This window comes from Bradyrhizobium sp. USDA 3315, from assembly GCF_054056795.1.
Genome location: NZ_JBSRYP010000001.1, coordinates 798247 through 815783 on the forward strand (window position 1 = coordinate 798247; position 17537 = coordinate 815783).

The 17537-nt window shown below is 66.2% G+C and carries 22 protein-coding genes; 6 read left to right on the forward strand and 16 right to left on the reverse strand.

Annotated features, from left to right (window positions below; genetic code table 11):
• The first annotated feature begins 10 nt into the window (after window positions 1–10).
• Window positions 11–1084, forward strand: coding sequence for a tartrate dehydrogenase (locus ACVIYL_RS03600; RefSeq protein WP_456777766.1), 1074 nt, complete (start codon window positions 11–13; stop codon window positions 1082–1084).
• Between the two features lie 241 nt (window positions 1085–1325).
• On the opposite strand, the gene ACVIYL_RS03605 is transcribed toward ACVIYL_RS03600, so the two are convergent.
• The 9 genes from ACVIYL_RS03605 to ACVIYL_RS03645 form a co-directional block, all read right to left on the reverse strand.
• Window positions 1326–2090: a serine O-acetyltransferase gene (locus ACVIYL_RS03605; RefSeq protein WP_456777767.1), complete on the reverse strand. Its 765-nt coding sequence runs from the start codon at window positions 2088–2090 to the stop codon at window positions 1326–1328.
• Between the two features lie 153 nt (window positions 2091–2243).
• Window positions 2244–2735, reverse strand: a complete 492-nt coding sequence (locus ACVIYL_RS03610) for a DUF2852 domain-containing protein (protein ID WP_026192213.1) — start codon at window positions 2733–2735, stop codon at window positions 2244–2246.
• 130 nt (window positions 2736–2865) lie between these two features.
• Complete coding sequence (locus ACVIYL_RS03615) at window positions 2866–3567, reverse strand: TetR/AcrR family transcriptional regulator (protein WP_225647905.1); 702 nt, start codon at window positions 3565–3567, stop codon at window positions 2866–2868.
• A 122-nt stretch (window positions 3568–3689) separates the two neighbouring features.
• Window positions 3690–4220 carry a dihydrofolate reductase family protein gene (locus ACVIYL_RS03620; RefSeq protein WP_253604486.1) on the reverse strand — a complete coding sequence of 177 codons (531 nt, stop codon included), beginning with the start codon at window positions 4218–4220 and terminating at the stop codon, window positions 3690–3692.
• A gap of 190 nt (window positions 4221–4410) precedes the next feature.
• Window positions 4411–4776, reverse strand: coding sequence for a YciI family protein (locus ACVIYL_RS03625; RefSeq protein ID WP_028341377.1), 366 nt, complete (start codon window positions 4774–4776; stop codon window positions 4411–4413).
• Window positions 4777–4879: 103 nt separating this feature from the next.
• Window positions 4880–5305 carry a YciI family protein gene (locus ACVIYL_RS03630; protein WP_092087574.1) on the reverse strand — a complete coding sequence of 142 codons (426 nt, stop codon included), beginning with the start codon at window positions 5303–5305 and terminating at the stop codon, window positions 4880–4882.
• A gap of 155 nt (window positions 5306–5460) precedes the next feature.
• Entirely contained in the window at window positions 5461–5877 is a 417-nt protein-coding gene (locus ACVIYL_RS03635; RefSeq protein ID WP_057016223.1) for a YciI family protein, read from the reverse strand.
• Between the two features lie 134 nt (window positions 5878–6011).
• Complete coding sequence (locus ACVIYL_RS03640) at window positions 6012–6383, reverse strand: nuclear transport factor 2 family protein (RefSeq protein WP_456777768.1); 372 nt, start codon at window positions 6381–6383, stop codon at window positions 6012–6014.
• A gap of 144 nt (window positions 6384–6527) precedes the next feature.
• Window positions 6528–7199, reverse strand: coding sequence for a glutathione S-transferase family protein (locus ACVIYL_RS03645; RefSeq protein ID WP_456777769.1), 672 nt, complete (start codon window positions 7197–7199; stop codon window positions 6528–6530).
• 428 nt (window positions 7200–7627) lie between these two features.
• Here ACVIYL_RS03645 and ACVIYL_RS03650 point away from each other — a divergent pair, with 428 nt between their 5' ends.
• Window positions 7628–8416: an SDR family NAD(P)-dependent oxidoreductase gene (locus ACVIYL_RS03650; RefSeq protein ID WP_456777770.1), complete on the forward strand. Its 789-nt coding sequence runs from the start codon at window positions 7628–7630 to the stop codon at window positions 8414–8416.
• Window positions 8417–8572: 156 nt separating this feature from the next.
• Here ACVIYL_RS03650 and ACVIYL_RS03655 read toward each other — a convergent pair whose 3' ends face one another.
• Together ACVIYL_RS03655 and cobS are read right to left on the reverse strand one after the other, a co-directional pair.
• Window positions 8573–9139: a histidine phosphatase family protein gene (locus ACVIYL_RS03655; RefSeq protein WP_456777771.1), complete on the reverse strand. Its 567-nt coding sequence runs from the start codon at window positions 9137–9139 to the stop codon at window positions 8573–8575.
• A 70-nt stretch (window positions 9140–9209) separates the two neighbouring features.
• Window positions 9210–9962, reverse strand: coding sequence for an adenosylcobinamide-GDP ribazoletransferase (gene cobS / locus ACVIYL_RS03660; protein ID WP_456777772.1), 753 nt, complete (start codon window positions 9960–9962; stop codon window positions 9210–9212).
• A 178-nt stretch (window positions 9963–10140) separates the two neighbouring features.
• On the opposite strand from cobS, the gene cobT reads away from it, so the two are divergent.
• The 3 genes from cobT to ACVIYL_RS03675 all read left to right on the forward strand — a co-directional run bounded on the left by cobT (window position 10141) and on the right by ACVIYL_RS03675 (window position 12159).
• Window positions 10141–11154, forward strand: coding sequence for a nicotinate-nucleotide--dimethylbenzimidazole phosphoribosyltransferase (gene cobT, locus ACVIYL_RS03665; protein WP_456777773.1), 1014 nt, complete (start codon window positions 10141–10143; stop codon window positions 11152–11154).
• Window positions 11155–11332: 178 nt separating this feature from the next.
• Complete coding sequence (locus ACVIYL_RS03670; RefSeq protein WP_016842535.1) at window positions 11333–11623, forward strand: hypothetical protein; 291 nt, start codon at window positions 11333–11335, stop codon at window positions 11621–11623.
• A gap of 113 nt (window positions 11624–11736) precedes the next feature.
• The gene (locus ACVIYL_RS03675; RefSeq protein ID WP_057016263.1) at window positions 11737–12159 is read left to right on the forward strand and encodes a S49 family peptidase domain-containing protein; all 423 of its coding nucleotides are present in this window, start codon (window positions 11737–11739) and stop codon (window positions 12157–12159) included.
• A gap of 188 nt (window positions 12160–12347) precedes the next feature.
• On the opposite strand, the gene ACVIYL_RS03680 is transcribed toward ACVIYL_RS03675, so the two are convergent.
• From ACVIYL_RS03680 to ACVIYL_RS03700, 5 genes are all read right to left on the reverse strand, one after another.
• Window positions 12348–12758 (reverse strand): VOC family protein, encoded by a 411-nt coding sequence (locus ACVIYL_RS03680; RefSeq protein WP_225647897.1) that lies wholly within the window; start codon window positions 12756–12758, stop codon window positions 12348–12350.
• 118 nt (window positions 12759–12876) lie between these two features.
• Window positions 12877–13413 carry an SRPBCC family protein gene (locus ACVIYL_RS03685; RefSeq protein ID WP_456777774.1) on the reverse strand — a complete coding sequence of 179 codons (537 nt, stop codon included), beginning with the start codon at window positions 13411–13413 and terminating at the stop codon, window positions 12877–12879.
• A 33-nt stretch (window positions 13414–13446) separates the two neighbouring features.
• Window positions 13447–13857 carry a DoxX family protein gene (locus ACVIYL_RS03690; RefSeq protein ID WP_253604509.1) on the reverse strand — a complete coding sequence of 137 codons (411 nt, stop codon included), beginning with the start codon at window positions 13855–13857 and terminating at the stop codon, window positions 13447–13449.
• A 453-nt stretch (window positions 13858–14310) separates the two neighbouring features.
• The gene (locus tag ACVIYL_RS03695) at window positions 14311–15588 is read right to left on the reverse strand and encodes an RNA polymerase sigma factor (RefSeq protein WP_253604511.1); all 1278 of its coding nucleotides are present in this window, start codon (window positions 15586–15588) and stop codon (window positions 14311–14313) included.
• Entirely contained in the window at window positions 15585–15953 is a 369-nt protein-coding gene (locus ACVIYL_RS03700) for a YciI family protein (RefSeq protein WP_028332829.1), read from the reverse strand. The genes ACVIYL_RS03695 and ACVIYL_RS03700 overlap by 4 nt, the downstream gene beginning before the upstream one ends.
• A gap of 528 nt (window positions 15954–16481) precedes the next feature.
• Here ACVIYL_RS03700 and ACVIYL_RS03705 point away from each other — a divergent pair.
• Window positions 16482–17447: a 2-hydroxyacid dehydrogenase gene (locus ACVIYL_RS03705; RefSeq protein ID WP_456777775.1), complete on the forward strand. Its 966-nt coding sequence runs from the start codon at window positions 16482–16484 to the stop codon at window positions 17445–17447.
• The last annotated feature ends 90 nt before the right edge of the window (window positions 17448–17537 follow it).

Sequence of the window (17537 nt, forward strand, 5' to 3'; positions counted from 1 at the left end):
GAGAGATCCCATGCGTATCCATTCCATCGCCGCCATTCCCGCCGACGGCATCGGCCCCGAAGTGATCTCCGCGGGTGTCCGCGTGCTGGAGGCGCTGGCCGAGCGCAGCGGCGACATCAGCTTTAACGTCAAGACCTTCGACTGGGGCTCGGACTATTACAAGAAGCACGGCGTGATGATGCCGGCCGACGGGCTCGCGGAGCTGAAGAACTTCGACGCGATCTATTTCGGCGCGGTCGGCGCGCCCGATGTGCCCGACCACATCACGCTGTGGGGCCTTCGCCTGCCGATCTGCCAGGGCTTTGACCAATACGCCAATGTGCGGCCGACCAAGATCCTGCCCGGCGTCGCCTCGCCGCTGCGCAATGTCGGCGTCGGCGATCTCGACTGGGTGATCGTGCGCGAGAATTCCGAAGGCGAATATGCCGGCATGGGCGGCCGCGCGCACAAGGGCCTGCCGGAAGAGGTCGGCACCGAAGTCGCTGTCTTCACCCGGGTCGGCGTGACGCGGATCATGCGCTATGCGTTCCAGCTCGCGCAGTCGCGGCCGCGCAAATTCCTCACCGTGGTGACCAAGTCGAACGCGCAGCGCCACGGCATGGTGATGTGGGACGAGATCGCCGCCGAGGTGGCGAAGGACTTCCTCGACGTCACCTGGGACAAGATGCTGGTCGACGCCATGACGGTGCGCATGACGCTCAATCCGAAGAGCCTCGACACCATCGTCGCGACCAATCTGCATGCCGATATCCTCTCCGACCTCGCCGGCGCGCTGGCCGGCAGCCTCGGCGTGGCGCCGACCGGCAACATCGACCCGCAGCGCCGCTATCCCTCGATGTTCGAGCCGATCCACGGCTCGGCCTTCGACATCACCGGCAAGGGTATCGCCAACCCGGTCGCGACCTTCTGGACCGGTGCGCAGATGCTGGAGCATCTCGGCGAGAAGGACGCCGCGGCGCGCCTGATGGCCGCGGTCGAGAAGGTGTGCGCGGCCGGCGTGCTGACGCCCGACGTCGGCGGCAAGGCGACGACCAGGGAAGTGACCGACGCGGTGATCGACGCGATCCATGGATCGAATGCGTGAGGGGGCGGTCGCTTCGCATCATGCAGTGAGGCGAGCACGCTAGTAGGGATCCCTCCCCCCTTGCGGCCCTTGCGGGGGAGGGTTGGGGAGAGGGGCGCACTTGCTCCGCATCCAGTTAGAGCGGCGACACCTGCTGCGCGCTGATGCAACAGCATCATCCAATCTCTGACACCACGCCCGGGGCCACCCCTCTCCCCAACCCTCTCCCGCAAGGGGAGAGGAGCCTGAGAGGGTGCTCACCTCACGAAAGCGTACCCGCCTCCGCGCAATTGGTCAGCCGCGCGGGCACGCCGATGGCGGTGCAGCCGGCGGGCACATCCGTCGTCACCAGCGCGCCGGCGCCGATCCTGGCGAAATCGCCGATGGAGAGATGTCCGATCACCGTGGCGCCGGCGCTGAGCAGCACGCCGTGGCCGATCTTCGGCGCGCGGCGCGGATCATCCTGATGCCGCGCGATGGTGACGTTCTGCAGAATCGTGACCTCGTCGCCGACCGAGGCCAGCGCGCCGATGATGATGCCGGTGCCGTGATCGAGGAAAACCGCGGTTCCGATCCGGGCCGATGGGTGAATGCTGATCTGCAACTGGTCCGCCGTCGCGCTTTGCATCATGAGCGCAAGGTCGGGGCGGTCCTCGCGCCACAGCCAGTTCGATACCCGCCAGGCTTGCAGCGCGACGAAGCCCTTGAAGTTGAGGAGCGGCGGCAGGAAGCCCGTGATCGCGGGATCACGGCGCACGATGGCCGTGAGATCGGTGGCCGCGGCATCGACCAGCCCGGGCTCGGCCGCATAGGCTTCGCGGGCGGTCCGCGCGAACTGCGCGCGATCCTCTTCCGCGCGGCTGATATGCCGGCCGATCAGAAAAGCGAGCGCACCGCCGAGGTCGCCCTGATCTAGGATGAAGGCGGCCGACGCCTCGAGGAACGGATCGGCCGCGATCGCCGCCTCCGCCTCGCGCCGGATCGCAAGCCAGAGCTCGCCGGCCGTCACTGTCGCTGATCCCGCCATGGTCTTCACCTCATCGTCCGGATCCCAAACGATAGAGTGGGCGTCACCATCCCAAAATGCAAACCGCCCGCTTGCTCATCGCAAACGGGCGGCTCAGGGCCATCAGGTTCTATGGGGGCACATCGCCTGAAGGCTAGCGCTTGCCTCGCGCGATCAACCCTGCGGCGGCTGGTCGGTCGGCGGGGTCGGACGGGTCTTGTGCTGCGCCATGAAGGCGTCGAACTCCTCCTTGTCCTTGGCGTGGCGCAGGCGATCGAGGAAGTTCTTGAACTCGACCTGCTCCTCCTCGAGACGGCGCAGCGTATCCTGGCGGTACTCGTCGAAGGCGCGGTTGCCACTGGAGGGCGGACCGAAGCCGCCAAACGGGAAGCCGCGGCGCTCCATGCGGCTCTTCATCCGCTCCATCTTGTCCTGCATCCGCTCCATCTTGTTCTGCCAGCGATCCATATCGTTGTGACTCCAACAGGCCATCTTTCTGCTCCCGAGTGTGAAAAAGAGAAGGGCGAGGCCGATCGGCCACCAGATCATGAAGCCAAGGATGATCCCGGCGATCTTCAGGGGATGCCACGGCGTCGCGTAGAAGTAGGGACGGTAGGGCTCTTCGACGGGGCCGCGCCAGCGATTGACATCAGCGGTGTAGGCCATTTCCTTCTCCATCACGGCATCACGCCGTTGTGAATGTAAATAACATTTACATAGGTAGCCGATCCCTCGGGAAAGTCAAGCAGCGCGGGTGACGCACCCCTCGGATTATTTTTGGCTTGGCCGTTGAACCTTATTTCGCCTTGCCCCACGGACCGGCGGGCTTGTCGTCGGCGGCCGCGGTTCCAGGCCGGCGGTCGGTCGGGAAGCCGAGGCCGCGCAGATAGATCAGCACTTCGGCCTCGAGCAGATCCTCCGGCGACATCGGCAGCTTGCGCCGCGCGGCATCGCCGCGGCCGAACAGCGAAGCGACGCCGTGCGACATCGCCCAGATGTGCAGCGCCATCATCATCGCCGGCGGACGCGGCATGCCGGGCGGCGCCAGTGCCGCGAGCCGTTCGGCAGCGGCGCGGATGATCGCGAAGGCGCGCTCGCTTGCGGCCATCAAGGTCGGATTGGAATCGACCGGCAGGCCGGATTCGAACATCGCCGAATAGAACGCGGGCTCCTCGCGGGCGAAGGCGAGATAGGCCTTGCCGACCCGCTCGAACGCCGTGACAGTGTCGGGGCGGCCGTCGTCCCAGGCCTGCGTCAACAGCGATTCGAACTGCTCGAAACCGCGCTGCGCGATGCTGGCGATCAACTCGTCGCGGTCGCGGAAGTGGCGGTACGGCGCGGCCGGGCTGACGCCGGCCATCCGCGCGGCATCGGCGAAGGTGAAGCCGGCCGGCCCCTTCTTCGAGATCAGGTCGAGTGCGGCCTGCAGCAACGCCTCTTTGAGATTGCCGTGATGATAACCGCGCTCGGCGCGGCCTTGGTCCTTGCGCCAGCTCATGTGAACGGCTTTTACATGAGCTGGCGGTAAAGGTCACTAGCGGGGCGGCGGCGCGTCAATCAAGATTAACGGACCAGTCAGTCGGGGGGCTTCCGCGCAACGCCGTCAGGCACGTTGCATGACTAGGCGGGGACGTAGGTCAACCTGATCGTGTTTTCGCCTATCCGGTCGCTTGCCACCAGGCGGAGCGGCGCGCGGGGGCCGACGAAGAATGGCTTGCCGCGCCCGAGCACGATGGGCCGGAGGTACAGTCGATACTCGTCAATCAGGCCAAGCTCGGTCAGACTCCCCGCCAGGTCCGGCCCGGCGACTTCGATCTCCCCGTCGAGCCGGGCCTTCAGCCCGCGCACCGCCGCCTCAACGTCCCCCTCGACCAGTGTCGCGTTGGGTCCGACGGATTTCAGCGAGCGCGACACGACCCACTTTGGCCGTCTCCGCCACACTGCCGCATAGTCGCGCTCCTCTGCATCCCAATCAGGAAGGTCGTCGTCCCAATAGCGCATCACCTCGTACATGCGGCGGCCGTACAACATGCCGGCCACGCTGCGCACCTGCTCGATGAAATGACGAAAGAGCCCGGTGTCCGGCACCATCGCCTGATGATCGACATAGCCGTCGAGCGACTGGTTCAGTCCGAAGACAAGCTTCGCCATGGCGCAAGACCTCCACTCCAGGGCTTTCAGATTTGCTCGGGCCGGTGTGACCTGGACACGAAGTCGGCCGCTGGCGAGCGGAGGCCCTCTCCGCGAGTTACACAGTGGAGAGGGCCTCCATCCGCCTGCGCGCGACGACCTCCCCCGCGAGCGGGAGAGGTTCAGGGAGCCCATGGCCCAAAACGATTGCCTATCGGCCCGGGATCGGCAGCACCGGCATGATCTCCACGGCTTCGCCTGGGAAGATCGAAAAATGCGGGTGGTTCTCGAACAGCTTTGCCGCTGCCTCATGCGAGGGCGCGCGCACCACGGTGAAGCCGGTCATCAGATTGGCGATGTCGGTGACGCCGCCCTGCCCAACCTTCTTGGTCTTGCCGAGCGGTCCGCCCATCTCGACGATCACGTCATGGTGCTTCTCGACCCAGGCGCCCCAGGCCGCCATGCCCTGCTGCTCCTTGGCACGCCGTTCGGCCTCGGGCAGCGCATTCCAGGCTGCCATCCGCGAGCCGGTGCTGCCGCCGCCGAGATAGACCGCGAGAAAGGTGTTGGTGCTCATCTTGCATCTCCATTGTAGTCGTTACTGGTTTGACGATCGTTTGCTGACGCGATGACGCCGTGCGGCGGCATCGCTACGTGTTGCAAGACCGGATCATGCGGTGTCAGCGCAGAGCCTTGCCCCAGCCGCCCTGCGGATGCTCGAAGGTCGCGGCGGCCTGCTGCACCTCTTCGGAGAAATCTGCCATCTCCTGCACCTGGCGGATCTCGATCATCTCGTTGGCGGTGGCCGGGCACTTGCTGGCCCATTCGATGGCCTCGGCGCGCGAGGCGACCTCGATCATCCAGAAGCCGCCGATCACTTCCTTGGCCTCGGTGAACGGGCCGTCGATCACGACCGGCACGCCGGTGTCGAACTTGACGCGCGCGCCGGCAGCCGGCGGATGCAGGCCTTCCAGCGTGATCAGCACGCCGGCGTCCTTCAGCGCCTGATTGTACCGCATCATCGCGGCGACCCGTTCGGGGTCGAGCTCGAGCTTGGCCGGCGCGGACTCGTAGCCGAGCGGGATCATCAGCATCATGAAACGCATTGGTCGGATTTCCTTGCCTGTTGAGTAACTCGCAATCTTCACCCTCGTCATGCCGGGAAGCCCCACGCGGCGCCGGCCCGGAATCCACGACTTGCGACGATGATCATGTATTCCGGGCGCATCGCCGGTGCGATATCGCGGAATGACGTCGGGTGTCATTTCTTGCCCACCTGCGCGCGCAGGCGCTCTCCCCGCTCGCGCAGCTCGGGCGTCAGCGCCTCGCCGAAATCCTCCGCGGCAAACACCTGGCGGATTTCGATCTCGGAGCCGCCGTCGAACGGCGCGCGCTTCATCCAGTCGATCGCTTCGTCGAGCGACTTGGTCTCGATCAGCCAGAAGCCGGCGACCAGATCGCTGCTCAGGCCGAACGGGCCGCGCGACACCGTGCTCTGCCCGCCGGCATATTTGACGCGGGCACCCTTGCTGGTCGGATGCAGCCCCTCGCCGGCCTGCATCACGCCGGCCTTGACCATCTCCTCGTTGAACTTGCCCATCGCCGCGAGCAGCTCGGTGCTCGGCATCACGCCGGCCTCGGTATCCCTGTTCGCCTTCACGATCACCATGAACTTCATCGTCCTGCTCCGTTGTCCTGTTCAGCTGCCTTGCCGGTATCTCCGGTGCTCGTCTCAAGGACGACGCGGGGCTTGCCACGCCGACAGGCCAAGCGAAATTATTTCGGAGGTCATTGCATCGCGTGCCACAGCCCTCAGCGGTCCTGCCTGACAAGTTCGCCGTCCTGGTGCGATGGGCCGAAATAGACGTCGATGCGCGACACCTTGTCGCCGTCGAACACGAAGAACTCGGTGTTGCGAAAGCTCTTGCCGTCGCGGGCGACGCAGCGATAGGTGACGAAGGCTTCGAGGCCGTCGACCATGATGCGCTCGATCTCGTGGCGGCCGATCCAGCCGGAATCGCGCCAGCACTCGGCGAAATAAGTCGGCTTGTCGATGTTCTCGCCATAGGGCGTCGAGAAGCGGAAATCCTCCGCGAACGCCGCCTCGACGCTCGCGCGGTCATTGGCGAGGTAGGCGGCGAAGAGGGAGCGGATGATCTCCGCCCTGTTGCCAACTGCAGCCATGTCGTCTCCCACACGTATTGCCCGGGCCTCCGGAGCGGCCAGCGCTCCGGAAACCCGGGCCTCAGCGAGATGACGAACGAGACGGCGCGAAAGCGACATCCCGCCATAATTTATTTTTGGAACCGGGTCGGAGGCCGGCCTGCGTCAGGTTTCCTGCGGGAACATGCCGAAATAGGGCTCGGCCTCCTTCAGGACACGCGCGAAGGACGGCCGCGCCATCAGCCGCTCGAGATAGGCGGCCAGATGCCGATGTCCATCTCCGAACGGCTCGACCTTGTTGCCGTAGAACATCGTCGGCGCGGCCGCGCAATCGGCCAACGAGAAATGCTCGCCCATCATCCAGCCGCCACGCGCGCGTTGCTGATTCAAGATCAGTTGCTGATCCAGGATCGCATAGGAGGTGCGGAGTTGCGCCCGCGCCTCGGCGACGCCATGCGGATCCTTGCTGTCCGCAGGCCGCAGCCGGTCGCCGACGACCTTCTGCATCGGCAGGTGGACATAGAGATCGAGGAAACGATCACGCAGCCGGGTCTGCAGCGCGAGGTCCGGATCCTCGGGGATCAGCCTGACGGCACCGGGATAATGCCGGTCGAGATATTCGATGACGATGCTCGATTCCGGCACCGTCTCGCCCCGCGTCTCGTCGCGGAGCACGGGAAAGCGGCCGATCGGCGACAGCGCGAGCAGCGCCGCGCGCTCGGCAGGATCGCCGAGATTGACCATGTTCGGCGTGAGCGGCGTGCCGTTCTCGTAGAGCGCAATCAGCGCCTTCCAGCAGAACGAGGACAGCGGGTGGTAATGCAGGGTAAGCGACATCGGAACTCCATCATGGAATGAGTGACCGGAGGACGAGCCCGGGACCGCCCTTCCGACATCTCGTGCGGCGATTTTTTTCGTATGGATACTTTTCGTATGGATACTTATTGCGGTCGGCGGGCGTGGAGACCCAAGCATCGAACGCGACGCACATTCATCGAGGACGCGAGACGCGCCTTGTTCCCATGCTGAAAGAGTATAGAACGGCCGACGCACCCATGTCATTGCGAGCCAACGGGTCGCGCGAAAGCGCGCCCGATGACAGGCTCCGCGAAGCAATCCACCTCGCCACACGGGAAGAATGGATTGCTTCGTCGCTATCGCTGCTCGCAATGACGGCCGAGCCAGTTGAGCGCCTCTCAGGTTGACATCACCAGGTAAAGGTCGCAGACGGTCGGGATTTCCTGCCCGAACCGATGGACCATCCGATGAATCCCGCTTCCCCCAAAGTCGCACTCGTGACCGGCGCCGCGCGTGGCATCGGGCTTGCCGCGGCGAAACGCTTTCTCGCCGACGGCTGGCGCGTCGCGCTGCTCGACATCGAGGGCGAATTGCTGCGCGCGGCGGTCGCGGCGCTGAAGCAGCCCGACGACGCGCTGGCGCTGACCTGCGACGTATCGGACGCCGCTGGCGTGGCAGCCGCGATCTCTGCGATCACGGACCGGTTCGGCCGGCTCGACGCGCTGGTCAACAATGCCGGCATTGCCGTGTTCACGCCGGTGCTGGAGACCTCGGACGCCGACTGGAGCCGGATCATGGCGGTCAACCTCACCGGCCCGTTCCTGTGCACCAAGGCGGCTGCGCCTGTGATGCGCGAGCATGGCGGCGGTGCGATCGTCAACATCACCTCGATCTCGGCGGTGCGCGCCTCGACGCTGCGCTCGGCCTACGGCACCAGCAAGGCCGGCCTTGCGCATCTCACCAAGCAGCTCGCGGTCGAGCTCGCCTCGCTCGGCATCCGCGTCAACGGCGTCGCGCCCGGGCCGGTCGAGACCGCGATGGCCAAGGCCGTCCACACGCCGGAAATCCGCGCCGACTATCACGACGCCATCCCGCTCAACCGCTATGGGCTGGAGGAGGAGCTGGCGGAAGCGATCTTCTTCCTGTGCTCGGATCGCGCCAGCTACATCACCGGACAGATCCTCGCCGTCGACGGCGGCTTCGACGCCGCCGGCATCGGCCTGCCGACCCTGCGCGGCGCGCGACGGAATGGGTAGACTCAGCGATACACTCACCCCATCTCCGTCATCCTGAGGAGGCCGCGAAGCGGCCGTCTCGAAGGATGGACGGCCCCGCTGGTGGCCGTCGACCCTTCGAGACGCGCTACGCGCTCCTCAGGGTGACGGAATTGCTAGTGCCGCTGAGTGACTAAATTAGCGCTCGTTCACCGCGACCACGCGCCAGGCATTCGGCAGCCGGTCGATCCGCGTCAATGACAGTGGATCGATGACGAAGCGCAGCGCAAGCTCCGGGGCAAGCTCGAGCGCGATCGCAAGGATCGCGCGAATGGTGCCGGAATGCACGACCAGTACGACGTCGCCGGCCGGCAGACGCGCGAGCCCTGCCCGCGCCCGCGCGATCTGATCGGCAAAGCTTTCGCCGCGCGGCGGCCGGTTGTTGCCCGGCGATTGCCAGAACGCGCGATAGGCTGCGCCGAGCTCGGCTTCGATCTCGCTATGGCGCCGGCCGGTCCAATCGCCAAAATCCTGCTCGCGAAAGGTGTCGTCCTCCGCTGCCGTCAGGCCGAGCTTTGCTGCGGTCTCGCGAGTGCGCCGCGCCGGACTGCAGACCGCGAGAGCGTAAGCCGGCAGCCTCACCTGCAACGACGCGAATGCCGCGGCATCGCTGAGGTCGGCGGGCGCATCCGGCGCGTGGATCACGCCGCGCGGACCGTCCACCGGCGCATGACGGATTAGCCAGAGACGCGTTTCGCGATCCATGTTCCGCCCACGCTTTCATTTTGACGCGTTCTCTTCACGCGAACCGGTATCCACTTCGCTCGAAAACGCCCTAACCTAACCGCGCCGCAAGCAACACCAGAATCGCGGTCTCCGCGACCTGCTCGGCGCCGCCGAGCACATCGCCGGTCTGGCCGCCGATCTGCCGCTTTGCCGCGAGCACCATGACCAGTGCGCTCGCACCGGCCGCGATCGCCGCCAGCAGCGCGCTGCCGAACGGCAAGGCGAGGACTGCGATCAGCAGCGCCAGGCCGGCCGCGACCACGGCAATTGTCCCATCGGGCCTACCGGCATTGGCGGCGAGCCCGTCCTTGCGCGCATAGGGCAGGCTGATCGCGATCCATGGCAGCACGCCGCGGCCCAGCGCGTGCGCAGATATCAGGCTCTGCACCACAAATCCGTTCGGAAGTGCAGCCAGCGCCGCGAGCTTGGCGGCAAAGCTCACCACCAGCGCCAGCGCGCCATAGGTGCCGAGCCGGCTGTCGCGCATGATCTCGAGCTTGGCCGCGACATCGCGGCCGCCGCCGAACCCGTCGGCGACATCGGCGAGCCCGTCCTCATGCAGCGCGCCGGTGAGCAGCGCACCGCCGCCGAGCGCGAGCGCGGCGGCGGCCAGATCCGGCACACCGATCGCCCGCAGCAGCAGGCAAAACAGGCCGATCGCCGCCCCGATGGCGGCCCCGACCAGGGGAAACAGCCGCTGCGCCCGGGCAAAGCTCTCCGGCCGCGCGCCGTCCGGATGCGACATCGGCAGGCGGGTCAGGAAGGCGGTGGCGGTCCTGAGCTCGTCGAGCCATTGATTCATGGTGAAGGCCTGGAAATTGGGCTAAAGCGCGACGAGATCGGGCTCGATCTCATCGCGCTTTGGCTTCCTGTTAGGGCATGATCTCCACGCAAATGCTACGCATTTGTCGCGAGGGAAAACCGCTTCACACTTTTCCGGATCATGCATTAGCTTGCGGCCCGCTCGACGAGGGAATCGCATGCAGTTCAGTACTCTAGACGACATCCGCGGCTTTTGTCGCAACCTGCCGCAGGGCGACGAGGCCAGTGCCGCGGCCGCCACGCAGCGCCAGCAGAACCTGACCAAGCCGCCGGGAAGCCTCGGCCGCCTGGAAGAGGTTGCGATCTGGCTGGCGCGCTGGCAGCGGCGCGAGATGCCCCGGCTCGACCACGTCACCATCGCCGTGTTCGCCGGCAATCACGGCATCGCCGAGCGCGGCGTTTCAGCCTATCCCTCCGAGGTCACCGCGCAAATGGTGGCGAACTTCGCCGCCGGCGGCGCTGCGATCAACCAGATCGCCAGGCTTGCCGGTGCCGAGCTGCGCGTCGAGCCGCTCGAGCTGGCGCGCCCGACCCGCGATTTCACGACCGGACCGGCGATGGACGCCGCCGATTTCCTCGTCGCGCTCGATACCGGCTGGCGCACGGTGCCCGAGCAATGCGATCTGCTCGTGGTCGGCGAGATGGGCATCGCCAACACCACGGTCGCCGCGACGCTGTGCGCGGCCTTGATGGGCGGGCGCGGAGTGCGTTGGGCCGGCCGCGGCACCGGCGTCGACGATGCCGGGCTGATACGCAAGCGCACCACGATCGATGCGGCGCTCAAGCTGCATCGCGGCGCGATCGACGATCCGCTCGTCACCGCGATGTCGCTCGGCGGACGCGAGCTCGCGGCGATCGCGGGGGCCGTGCTGGCAGCGCGCGCACGCTGCATTCCGGTGCTGCTCGACGGCTTCGTGGCGACAGCGGCGGTGCTGCCGCTGGCGCGGCTTGCGCCCGATAGCCTCGCGCATTGCCGCGCCGGACATGTGTCGGCCGAGCTTGGCCACCGCGAATTGCTGCGCGAGCTCGAGCTCGCCCCCTTGCTCGACCTTAACATGCGGCTCGGCGAAGGCTCCGGCGCGGGGGTTGCGATCCTGCTGTTGCGCGCGGCGCTCGCCTGTCATGGCGGCATGGCGACCTTTGCCGAGGCCGGCGTCTCCGGCGCGGACTGAGGCTCCCGGGAGAGCCGGAGGGTTCCCTCAAAAAAGCCGGTGCATAGCGTCGGCGCGGGTCGACAATCTTCGCGTGTGCAGCATGACCTCTGCGCGCTGGAGGCCTAACCTTCGCGGCGGTGGGATGCCGGCCGGCGTCTCAGCCGTGCTGAACCAGATACCGGGGAGAAATCACCTCATGTCGGGCGTTCTCATCAATCTGATCATTCAGGTCATCAGCGGAGCCGTCGGCGGCAATGTCGCGGCGGGAGCGGCCAAGAACATCGATCTCGGCACGCTCGGTAACACCATCGCAGGCGCCATCGGCGGCGGCGCGGGCGGACAGCTTCTGGGCATGCTGATCCCGCTGCTCGCCAATTCCGGCGCGACGCCTGACATCGGCAGCATCATCGGCCAGGTCGCCGGCGGCGGCGTTGCCGGCGCTGTGCTCACTGCGATCGTGGGGGCGCTCAAGAACCGCGCGGCCTGAGCCACCTGCTGTCGCGACCGGGACATCGGTCTTGACGATGCCCCATTCCGGCGCGAGCCTTCCGGCTTGAGATGCGGCGGCACCTCGATCGCATCGTGGCAGGGATTGCGCGCATGAAAATACTTGTCGCGGCGGCAGCTCTCTGCGCAACGGTTAGCTGCGCGCAAGCAGATGTTCGTATCCTCGCCAGCCCCGGCGGGCAGGTCGGCCCGTTCATCGAACTGTTCGACAAGGTGCGCGAATCGGGCGAGCGCGTCGTGATCGACGGGCCCTGCCTGTCGGCCTGCACCCTGGTGCTCTCGATGGTGCCAGGCGACCGCATCTGCGTGACGCGGCGCGCCGTGCTCGGCTTCCACGCCGCGCGCTCGATCGACCAGCGCGGCCGCACCTATGCAGAGCCGGAAGCGTCCGTGGCGGTGCTGCAAGCCTATCCAGCACCGGTGCGCGGCTGGATCGCCCGCCGCGGCGGCCTGACCTCGCGCCTGCTATTGCTGCGCGGCCGCGAGCTCGCGGCGATCTATCCGCGGTGCAGGTAGCGGCAAATTTACACCGTCATTGCGAGGAGCGAAGCGACAAAGCAATCCATGTCCCCGCTTGCGGAGCGAAGGATTGCTTCGCGGAGCCTGTCATCGGGCGCGCTTACGCGCGACCCGCTGGCTCGCAATGACGTGGATAGCGCGGCACACACCATCTCCGTCAGCGCGAGCGGACGGAACGTCCGTGCCTACATCCCCTGCGGGCAGTTCACCATCCAGGGGATGCCGAACTGATCGATGCACATGCCGAAGCCGTTGGAGAAGAAGGTCTTGCCGAACGGCATCGTCACCGTGCCGCCCTCTGACAGCGCCTTGAAGCGGCGTTCGGCCTCCGCGGGATCCTCGACCTGCAACGCGACGTGGAAGCCCTGCGGCTTCTGGAAGTGGCCGGGCGGGGCGTCGGAGACCATGATGATCTCGCCGTCGATCGTGAGGCGGGCGTGCATGATCTTGTCCTTCCAGCCGGGCGGCGTCTGCATCTCCGCACTGCCCTCGCCATAGGGGAAGGTTTCCTCGATCCGCGCGCCGAGAACCTTCTCGTAGAATTTCAGCGCGGCGCCGCAATTGCCGTCGTAGGAGAGATAGGGGTTGACCTGCATCGCATGCTCCCTTGGGTCATTCGAGCCTCGCCCCGGTGGTACCGGAACGAGGGCTCCGGATTGTCATCTTGACGCGTTTTCCTGACACGAACCGGTAACCACCTCGTTCGAAAACGCGCTACTTTTCAGTCAGTTTCTTCAGATTGGCGAGACCGACCTCGAAATCCCTGCCGATCATGCGATCCAGGTTCATGAACACCTGCATCACCTTCGACATGAAGACGGCCGGACCATACATGGTCCATGTGACGCTGGTCGCATTTCCCTGCGGCAGCATTGTGAACTCGGCAGTGTTATGGCCTTCGAACGGCTTGATGAAGTCGAGCTTGATGACGATCTTCGACGGCGCGGAGGATTGCAGGATCTCCATGCGGCCGGCGCCGACATTCTTGTTGCCGTCCCAGGCGTAGGCCGCACCCTGCCCGCGCCCGGCGCCGCTGTAGATGCGCTTCATGGCCGGATCCCGGTTCTCGTAGGGTGACCAGAGCGTCCACTGATGGAAATCGTCGATCAATGGAAAGATCCGCTCGGCCGGCGCGTTGATGCTGATCGCACGCGTGACGCGGAGCGTGCCCGGCTTGGTCGCCGCGAGGATGAGGATGACGGCGATCGCGACGCCGAGGACAATCGCGATGATGGCAATGGTCTCCAACATGTCAGTCTCCACAGGGATGGATTGAACAATACCTCACCGGCGAAATGGAAGCATTGCGCGCAGATTGCCGTCGCGCAGATAGAGCCCGCCCCACAGCATCAGGCCGAGATAGAGCCCGAACAGCGTGTGGGTGAACAGCGGGCTGCCGATCCGCACATGCGATGCGATCGCGCCGCCGAGATAGCCGGTGAGCAGGATGGCGCCGAGGATCGAGGTCGGCGGCACCGAGTAGAGCAGCGTGCAAACGATGGTGATGATGCCGAGGCTACGCGCCAGCGCATCGCTCGCGCCGAAGCCCATCCTGTCCATGGTCTCGGTGACGACCGACAACGGCACCAGCTTGATCGCGCCGTCGAACAGCAGGAACAAGACGACCACGCCGCTCATGACGCGGCCGGCGATGCGGGCGGGCTTTGAGACTTCGGTGTCGACGATCGTCGGCATGACAGGCTCCGTAACGCTTGGTGATGCTCTCTGCCTTCATGACGAACGGCGGAGTACGCGGCCGACAAGGCGGGCGAAGATTTTTTCGGAAGCGCTGTCAGGTAGAGTCGATTGAGAGCCGCGACGGGATTGAGCTCCCTCTCCCGCTTGCGGGACGCTCGCGGGGGAGGCGCGTTGCCAAAATATCGAAAACAACCCCATGCAAAGTAGCCGGCGGTGGCCGGCGTCCGACCGGGCTACGTCCGACCGGGCTACTTGACACGTCGGGCAACTCAGGGATAGTTTTCCAATATTCCGAAATCACCCAGACGCACGCTCGCCCCCGGCGGGCATTTGGCATTCGCGCGCTTCTGCAAGCGACGTTTCCACGTCGTCATGGCCGACAGCCATATGCGATAGCCCTGCGCTTGCGGGGGAGGTGCAGCGAGTATGCCGGTGCGCTGTTGCTGACCGCTACTTCGCCTTCGCGTTGCGCGGCTGGCTGTCGCGCATCAGGCGGTCGATGTGCATGCGGATATGGGCGGCTTCGGCGGTGGTGTTGGCGAGCGCGATGGCGCGGTCGAAGGCGATGCGGGCGTCCTCGTTGCGGCCGAGCTGCATCAGGAAGGCGCCGCGGACGCCGAAATAGTGGAAGTAGTTGGCAAGCCGCGGCGCCAAGGGCTCGATCATCTCGAGCGCGGCTTCCGGCCCCTTTACCTTGGAGACCGCAACGGCGCGGTTGAGCGTGATCACCGGCGACGGCTGCATGACCTCGAGCGCGCCGTACAGCAGGTCGATCTGGGTCCAGTCGGTATCCTCGGGCTTTTCCGCGCGGGCATGCAGCGCCGCGATCGCCGCCTGCACCTGATAGGGCCCGCTGCGGCGGTGGCGCATCGCCTTGTCGATCAGCGCGAGGCCCTCGGCGATCTGCTTCTGATTCCACAGCCTGCGGTCCTGGTCGTCGAGCAGGATCACCTGGCCATCGGCGTCGAAGCGCGCCTCGGCGCGGGCATGCTGCAACAACAGCAGCGCCGTCAGCCCCATGATCTCGGGCTCGCTCTGGAACAGCCGCAGCAGCAGGCGGGCGAGGCGAATCGCCTCCTCGCACAGCGGCGCGCGGATTTCGGCGGTGTCGCCGCTCGCCGAATAGCCCTCGTTGAAGATCAGATAGATCATCGCCGCGACCGAGGCGAGCCGCTCGCTGCGCTCGACCGCGCCAGGCGTCTCGAACGGCACGTTGGCATCGGCGACGCGCGCCTTGGCTCGCGTGATGCGCTGCTCCATCGCCGCTTCCGAGACCAGGAAGGCGCGCGCGATCTGCTTCACCGTAAGACCTGAGACGATGCGCAGCGCGAGCGCGATCTGCTGCGTCGCCGGCAGATCCTTGTGACAGCAGATGAACAGCAGCCGCAGGATGTCGTCGCGGTAATGCGAGCCGTCGAGCCGCTCGGCGATCTCGTCCTCGGCGTCGTCGAGGTCGGAGATCGCCTGGTCGTCCTCGGGCAGCGGCTGCTGCTTCTTGTTGCGGCGGACCTCGTCGATCGCGACGTTGCGGCCGACCATGATCAGCCACGCCGCGGGATCGCGCGGCGGGCCGTTCTGCGGCCAGCTCTTGAGCGCCCGCAGGCAGGCGTTCTGGAACGCCTCCTCGGCGGTGTCGAGATTGCGGAAGTAGCGCAGCAGGGCGCCGACCGCCTGGGGACGCGCGGACGTCAACGCAGCATCGATCCAGGCGGTGTCGGTCACGCTCACGCCTTGGTACCTCCCTGATTGAAGTAGCCGACCGGGCGGATCTCATAGGTGCCGCCGGGATTGGCCTCGCCAAGGTCGCGCGCGATGTCGAGCACCTCGTCGAGGTTCTTGCCCTCGACCAGATAGAAGCCGAGCAGCTGTTCCTTGGTTTCGGCGAACGGGCCGTCCAGCACCAGCGGCGGGTTTTCCTTGCGCAGCGTGGTCGCCGCGGTGGTCGGCAACAGCCGCGCCACCGGGCCGAGCTTGCCCTGCTTGGCGAGCTTGTCCTGCACGACGGACAGTTTCTGCATGACGGAGGCGTCGTGTTCCTTGCTCCAGGAGCCGACCATGTCTTCGTCATGATAGCAGAGGATGGCGTACAGCATCGAAAAGGCATCTCCGTTCATTGCAAGAACGAACGATTATGCCCGCTGCCGACAGGGGGCGCGAAAGAAATTTAGGTTCCGGATGCCGACGGTGAATTTTGATCGCGGCTCCATGGCGCGCTTCGACGGACGGGACGTTTGTCGCGGCGGCGATGAACGTGCGGTTGCCGATAGACGCCGTAGCGGGCGGCGATCCGGCGCGCCTTGGCTTCATCGCTCTCGCGATGGCGGACGTGGCTCCTCGTCACCGGACAGGACGCCTGCTGCCGTGGAGGCGCCACGGGTTGCGCCTGAGCCTGCGATCGGGCCGACCGGGCCTCGCCCTGCGTTGGAGCAACCTTCGGTTGAGCCTCAGCCGGCGCGTCAGCGTTTACGAGCACGGGCGTGGGCCGTGGCGCCGGCGGCGCGGATGAAAGCCCACGCCAGGATCAGTTTGCGCATGGAAGTTCTCCCCTGTTGATGGCAGGAGATGAGAGCGGGCCGGACCCGCTCTGTGACATGCATCACATAGACGTTGGAGGTATCGGGATGAGTAAGGGCGCGCTCGCGCTGCTGATCAATGGCGGCTCGGAAAACTGGTCGTCGGCGCGCTGGAAGGCGCGGTTCGACGCGGTCTGCCCGAACCGCCGCGTGGTGCTGCTGCCGGACGGCGCGCTCGATCCCGCCGAGGTACATTACGCCGCGGTGTGGAAGCCGAAGCCGGGCGAGCTCGCGGCATTCAAGAACCTGCGCGTCATCTTCAATCTCGGCGCCGGGGTCGACGCGCTGATGGCCGATCGCTCGCTGCCCGACGTGCCGCTGGTGCGGGTCGCGGTCTCCGATCTCACCGACCGCATGACCGAATATGTCGTGCTGCACGTTCTGATGCATCACCGCCAGGAGCTCTATCTGCGGGAGTCGCAGCGGGTGAAGCGCTGGGCGCCGGACTATCAGTGGGCGGCGAGCGCGATCACCGTCGGCGTCATGGGGCTCGGCACCCTCGGTGCCGCCTCGGCGCAGGCACTGCGCGCGCTCGCCTTCCGCGTCGTCGGCTGGAGCCGCAGCGAGAAGCGGATCGACGGCATCGCCTGCTATCACGGCGCGGACGGGCTCGACGCATTCCTGCGCGAGACCAACATCCTGGTCTGCCTGCTGCCGCTGACGCCGGACACAAGGCACGTGCTCAACCGCGACGCGTTCGCGAAGCTGAACCGCAACAGCCCGCTCGGCGCGCCCGTCATCATCAATGCCGGCCGCGGCGGCCTGCAGAACGAGGCCGACATCCTGCGCGCGCTCGATGAAGGCACGCTGGGCGCCGCCTCGCTCGACGTCTTCGAGACCGAGCCGCTGCCCGAGGCGAGCCCGTTCTGGAGCCATCCGAAGGTGGTGCTGACGCCGCACAACGCCGCCGACACCGACGCCGACGAGATCTCGAAATATGTCGCGCAGCAGATCGCGCGCTTCGAGGCCGGCGGCGCGCTGGAGAACCTCGTCGATCGCAAGCGGGGGTATTAGCACCGGCGCGTAGCCCGGATGCAGCGAAGCGAAATCCGGGGTTCTTTGCGCCGGACAAACCGCTCCCGGATTGCGCTACGCTCCATCCGG

Coding starts and splice junctions, on each gene's coding strand:
- ACVIYL_RS03600 (WP_456777766.1), top strand. CDS start 11: ATGCGTATCCATTCCATCGCCGCCATTCCCGCCGACGGCATCGGCCCC.
- ACVIYL_RS03605 (WP_456777767.1), bottom strand. CDS start 2,090: ATGGCGGGATCAGCGACAGTGACGGCCGGCGAGCTCTGGCTTGCGATC.
- ACVIYL_RS03610 (WP_026192213.1), bottom strand. CDS start 2,735: ATGGCCTACACCGCTGATGTCAATCGCTGGCGCGGCCCCGTCGAAGAG.
- ACVIYL_RS03615 (WP_225647905.1), bottom strand. CDS start 3,567: ATGAGCTGGCGCAAGGACCAAGGCCGCGCCGAGCGCGGTTATCATCAC.
- ACVIYL_RS03620 (WP_253604486.1), bottom strand. CDS start 4,220: ATGGCGAAGCTTGTCTTCGGACTGAACCAGTCGCTCGACGGCTATGTC.
- ACVIYL_RS03625 (WP_028341377.1), bottom strand. CDS start 4,776: ATGAGCACCAACACCTTTCTCGCGGTCTATCTCGGCGGCGGCAGCACC.
- ACVIYL_RS03630 (WP_092087574.1), bottom strand. CDS start 5,305: ATGCGTTTCATGATGCTGATGATCCCGCTCGGCTACGAGTCCGCGCCG.
- ACVIYL_RS03635 (WP_057016223.1), bottom strand. CDS start 5,877: ATGAAGTTCATGGTGATCGTGAAGGCGAACAGGGATACCGAGGCCGGC.
- ACVIYL_RS03640 (WP_456777768.1), bottom strand. CDS start 6,383: ATGGCTGCAGTTGGCAACAGGGCGGAGATCATCCGCTCCCTCTTCGCC.
- ACVIYL_RS03645 (WP_456777769.1), bottom strand. CDS start 7,199: ATGTCGCTTACCCTGCATTACCACCCGCTGTCCTCGTTCTGCTGGAAG.
- ACVIYL_RS03650 (WP_456777770.1), top strand. CDS start 7,628: ATGAATCCCGCTTCCCCCAAAGTCGCACTCGTGACCGGCGCCGCGCGT.
- ACVIYL_RS03655 (WP_456777771.1), bottom strand. CDS start 9,139: ATGGATCGCGAAACGCGTCTCTGGCTAATCCGTCATGCGCCGGTGGAC.
- cobS (WP_456777772.1), bottom strand. CDS start 9,962: ATGAATCAATGGCTCGACGAGCTCAGGACCGCCACCGCCTTCCTGACC.
- cobT (WP_456777773.1), top strand. CDS start 10,141: ATGCAGTTCAGTACTCTAGACGACATCCGCGGCTTTTGTCGCAACCTG.
- ACVIYL_RS03670 (WP_016842535.1), top strand. CDS start 11,333: ATGTCGGGCGTTCTCATCAATCTGATCATTCAGGTCATCAGCGGAGCC.
- ACVIYL_RS03675 (WP_057016263.1), top strand. CDS start 11,737: ATGAAAATACTTGTCGCGGCGGCAGCTCTCTGCGCAACGGTTAGCTGC.
- ACVIYL_RS03680 (WP_225647897.1), bottom strand. CDS start 12,758: ATGCAGGTCAACCCCTATCTCTCCTACGACGGCAATTGCGGCGCCGCG.
- ACVIYL_RS03685 (WP_456777774.1), bottom strand. CDS start 13,413: ATGTTGGAGACCATTGCCATCATCGCGATTGTCCTCGGCGTCGCGATC.
- ACVIYL_RS03690 (WP_253604509.1), bottom strand. CDS start 13,857: ATGCCGACGATCGTCGACACCGAAGTCTCAAAGCCCGCCCGCATCGCC.
- ACVIYL_RS03700 (WP_028332829.1), bottom strand. CDS start 15,953: ATGCTGTACGCCATCCTCTGCTATCATGACGAAGACATGGTCGGCTCC.
- ACVIYL_RS03705 (WP_456777775.1), top strand. CDS start 16,482: ATGAGTAAGGGCGCGCTCGCGCTGCTGATCAATGGCGGCTCGGAAAAC.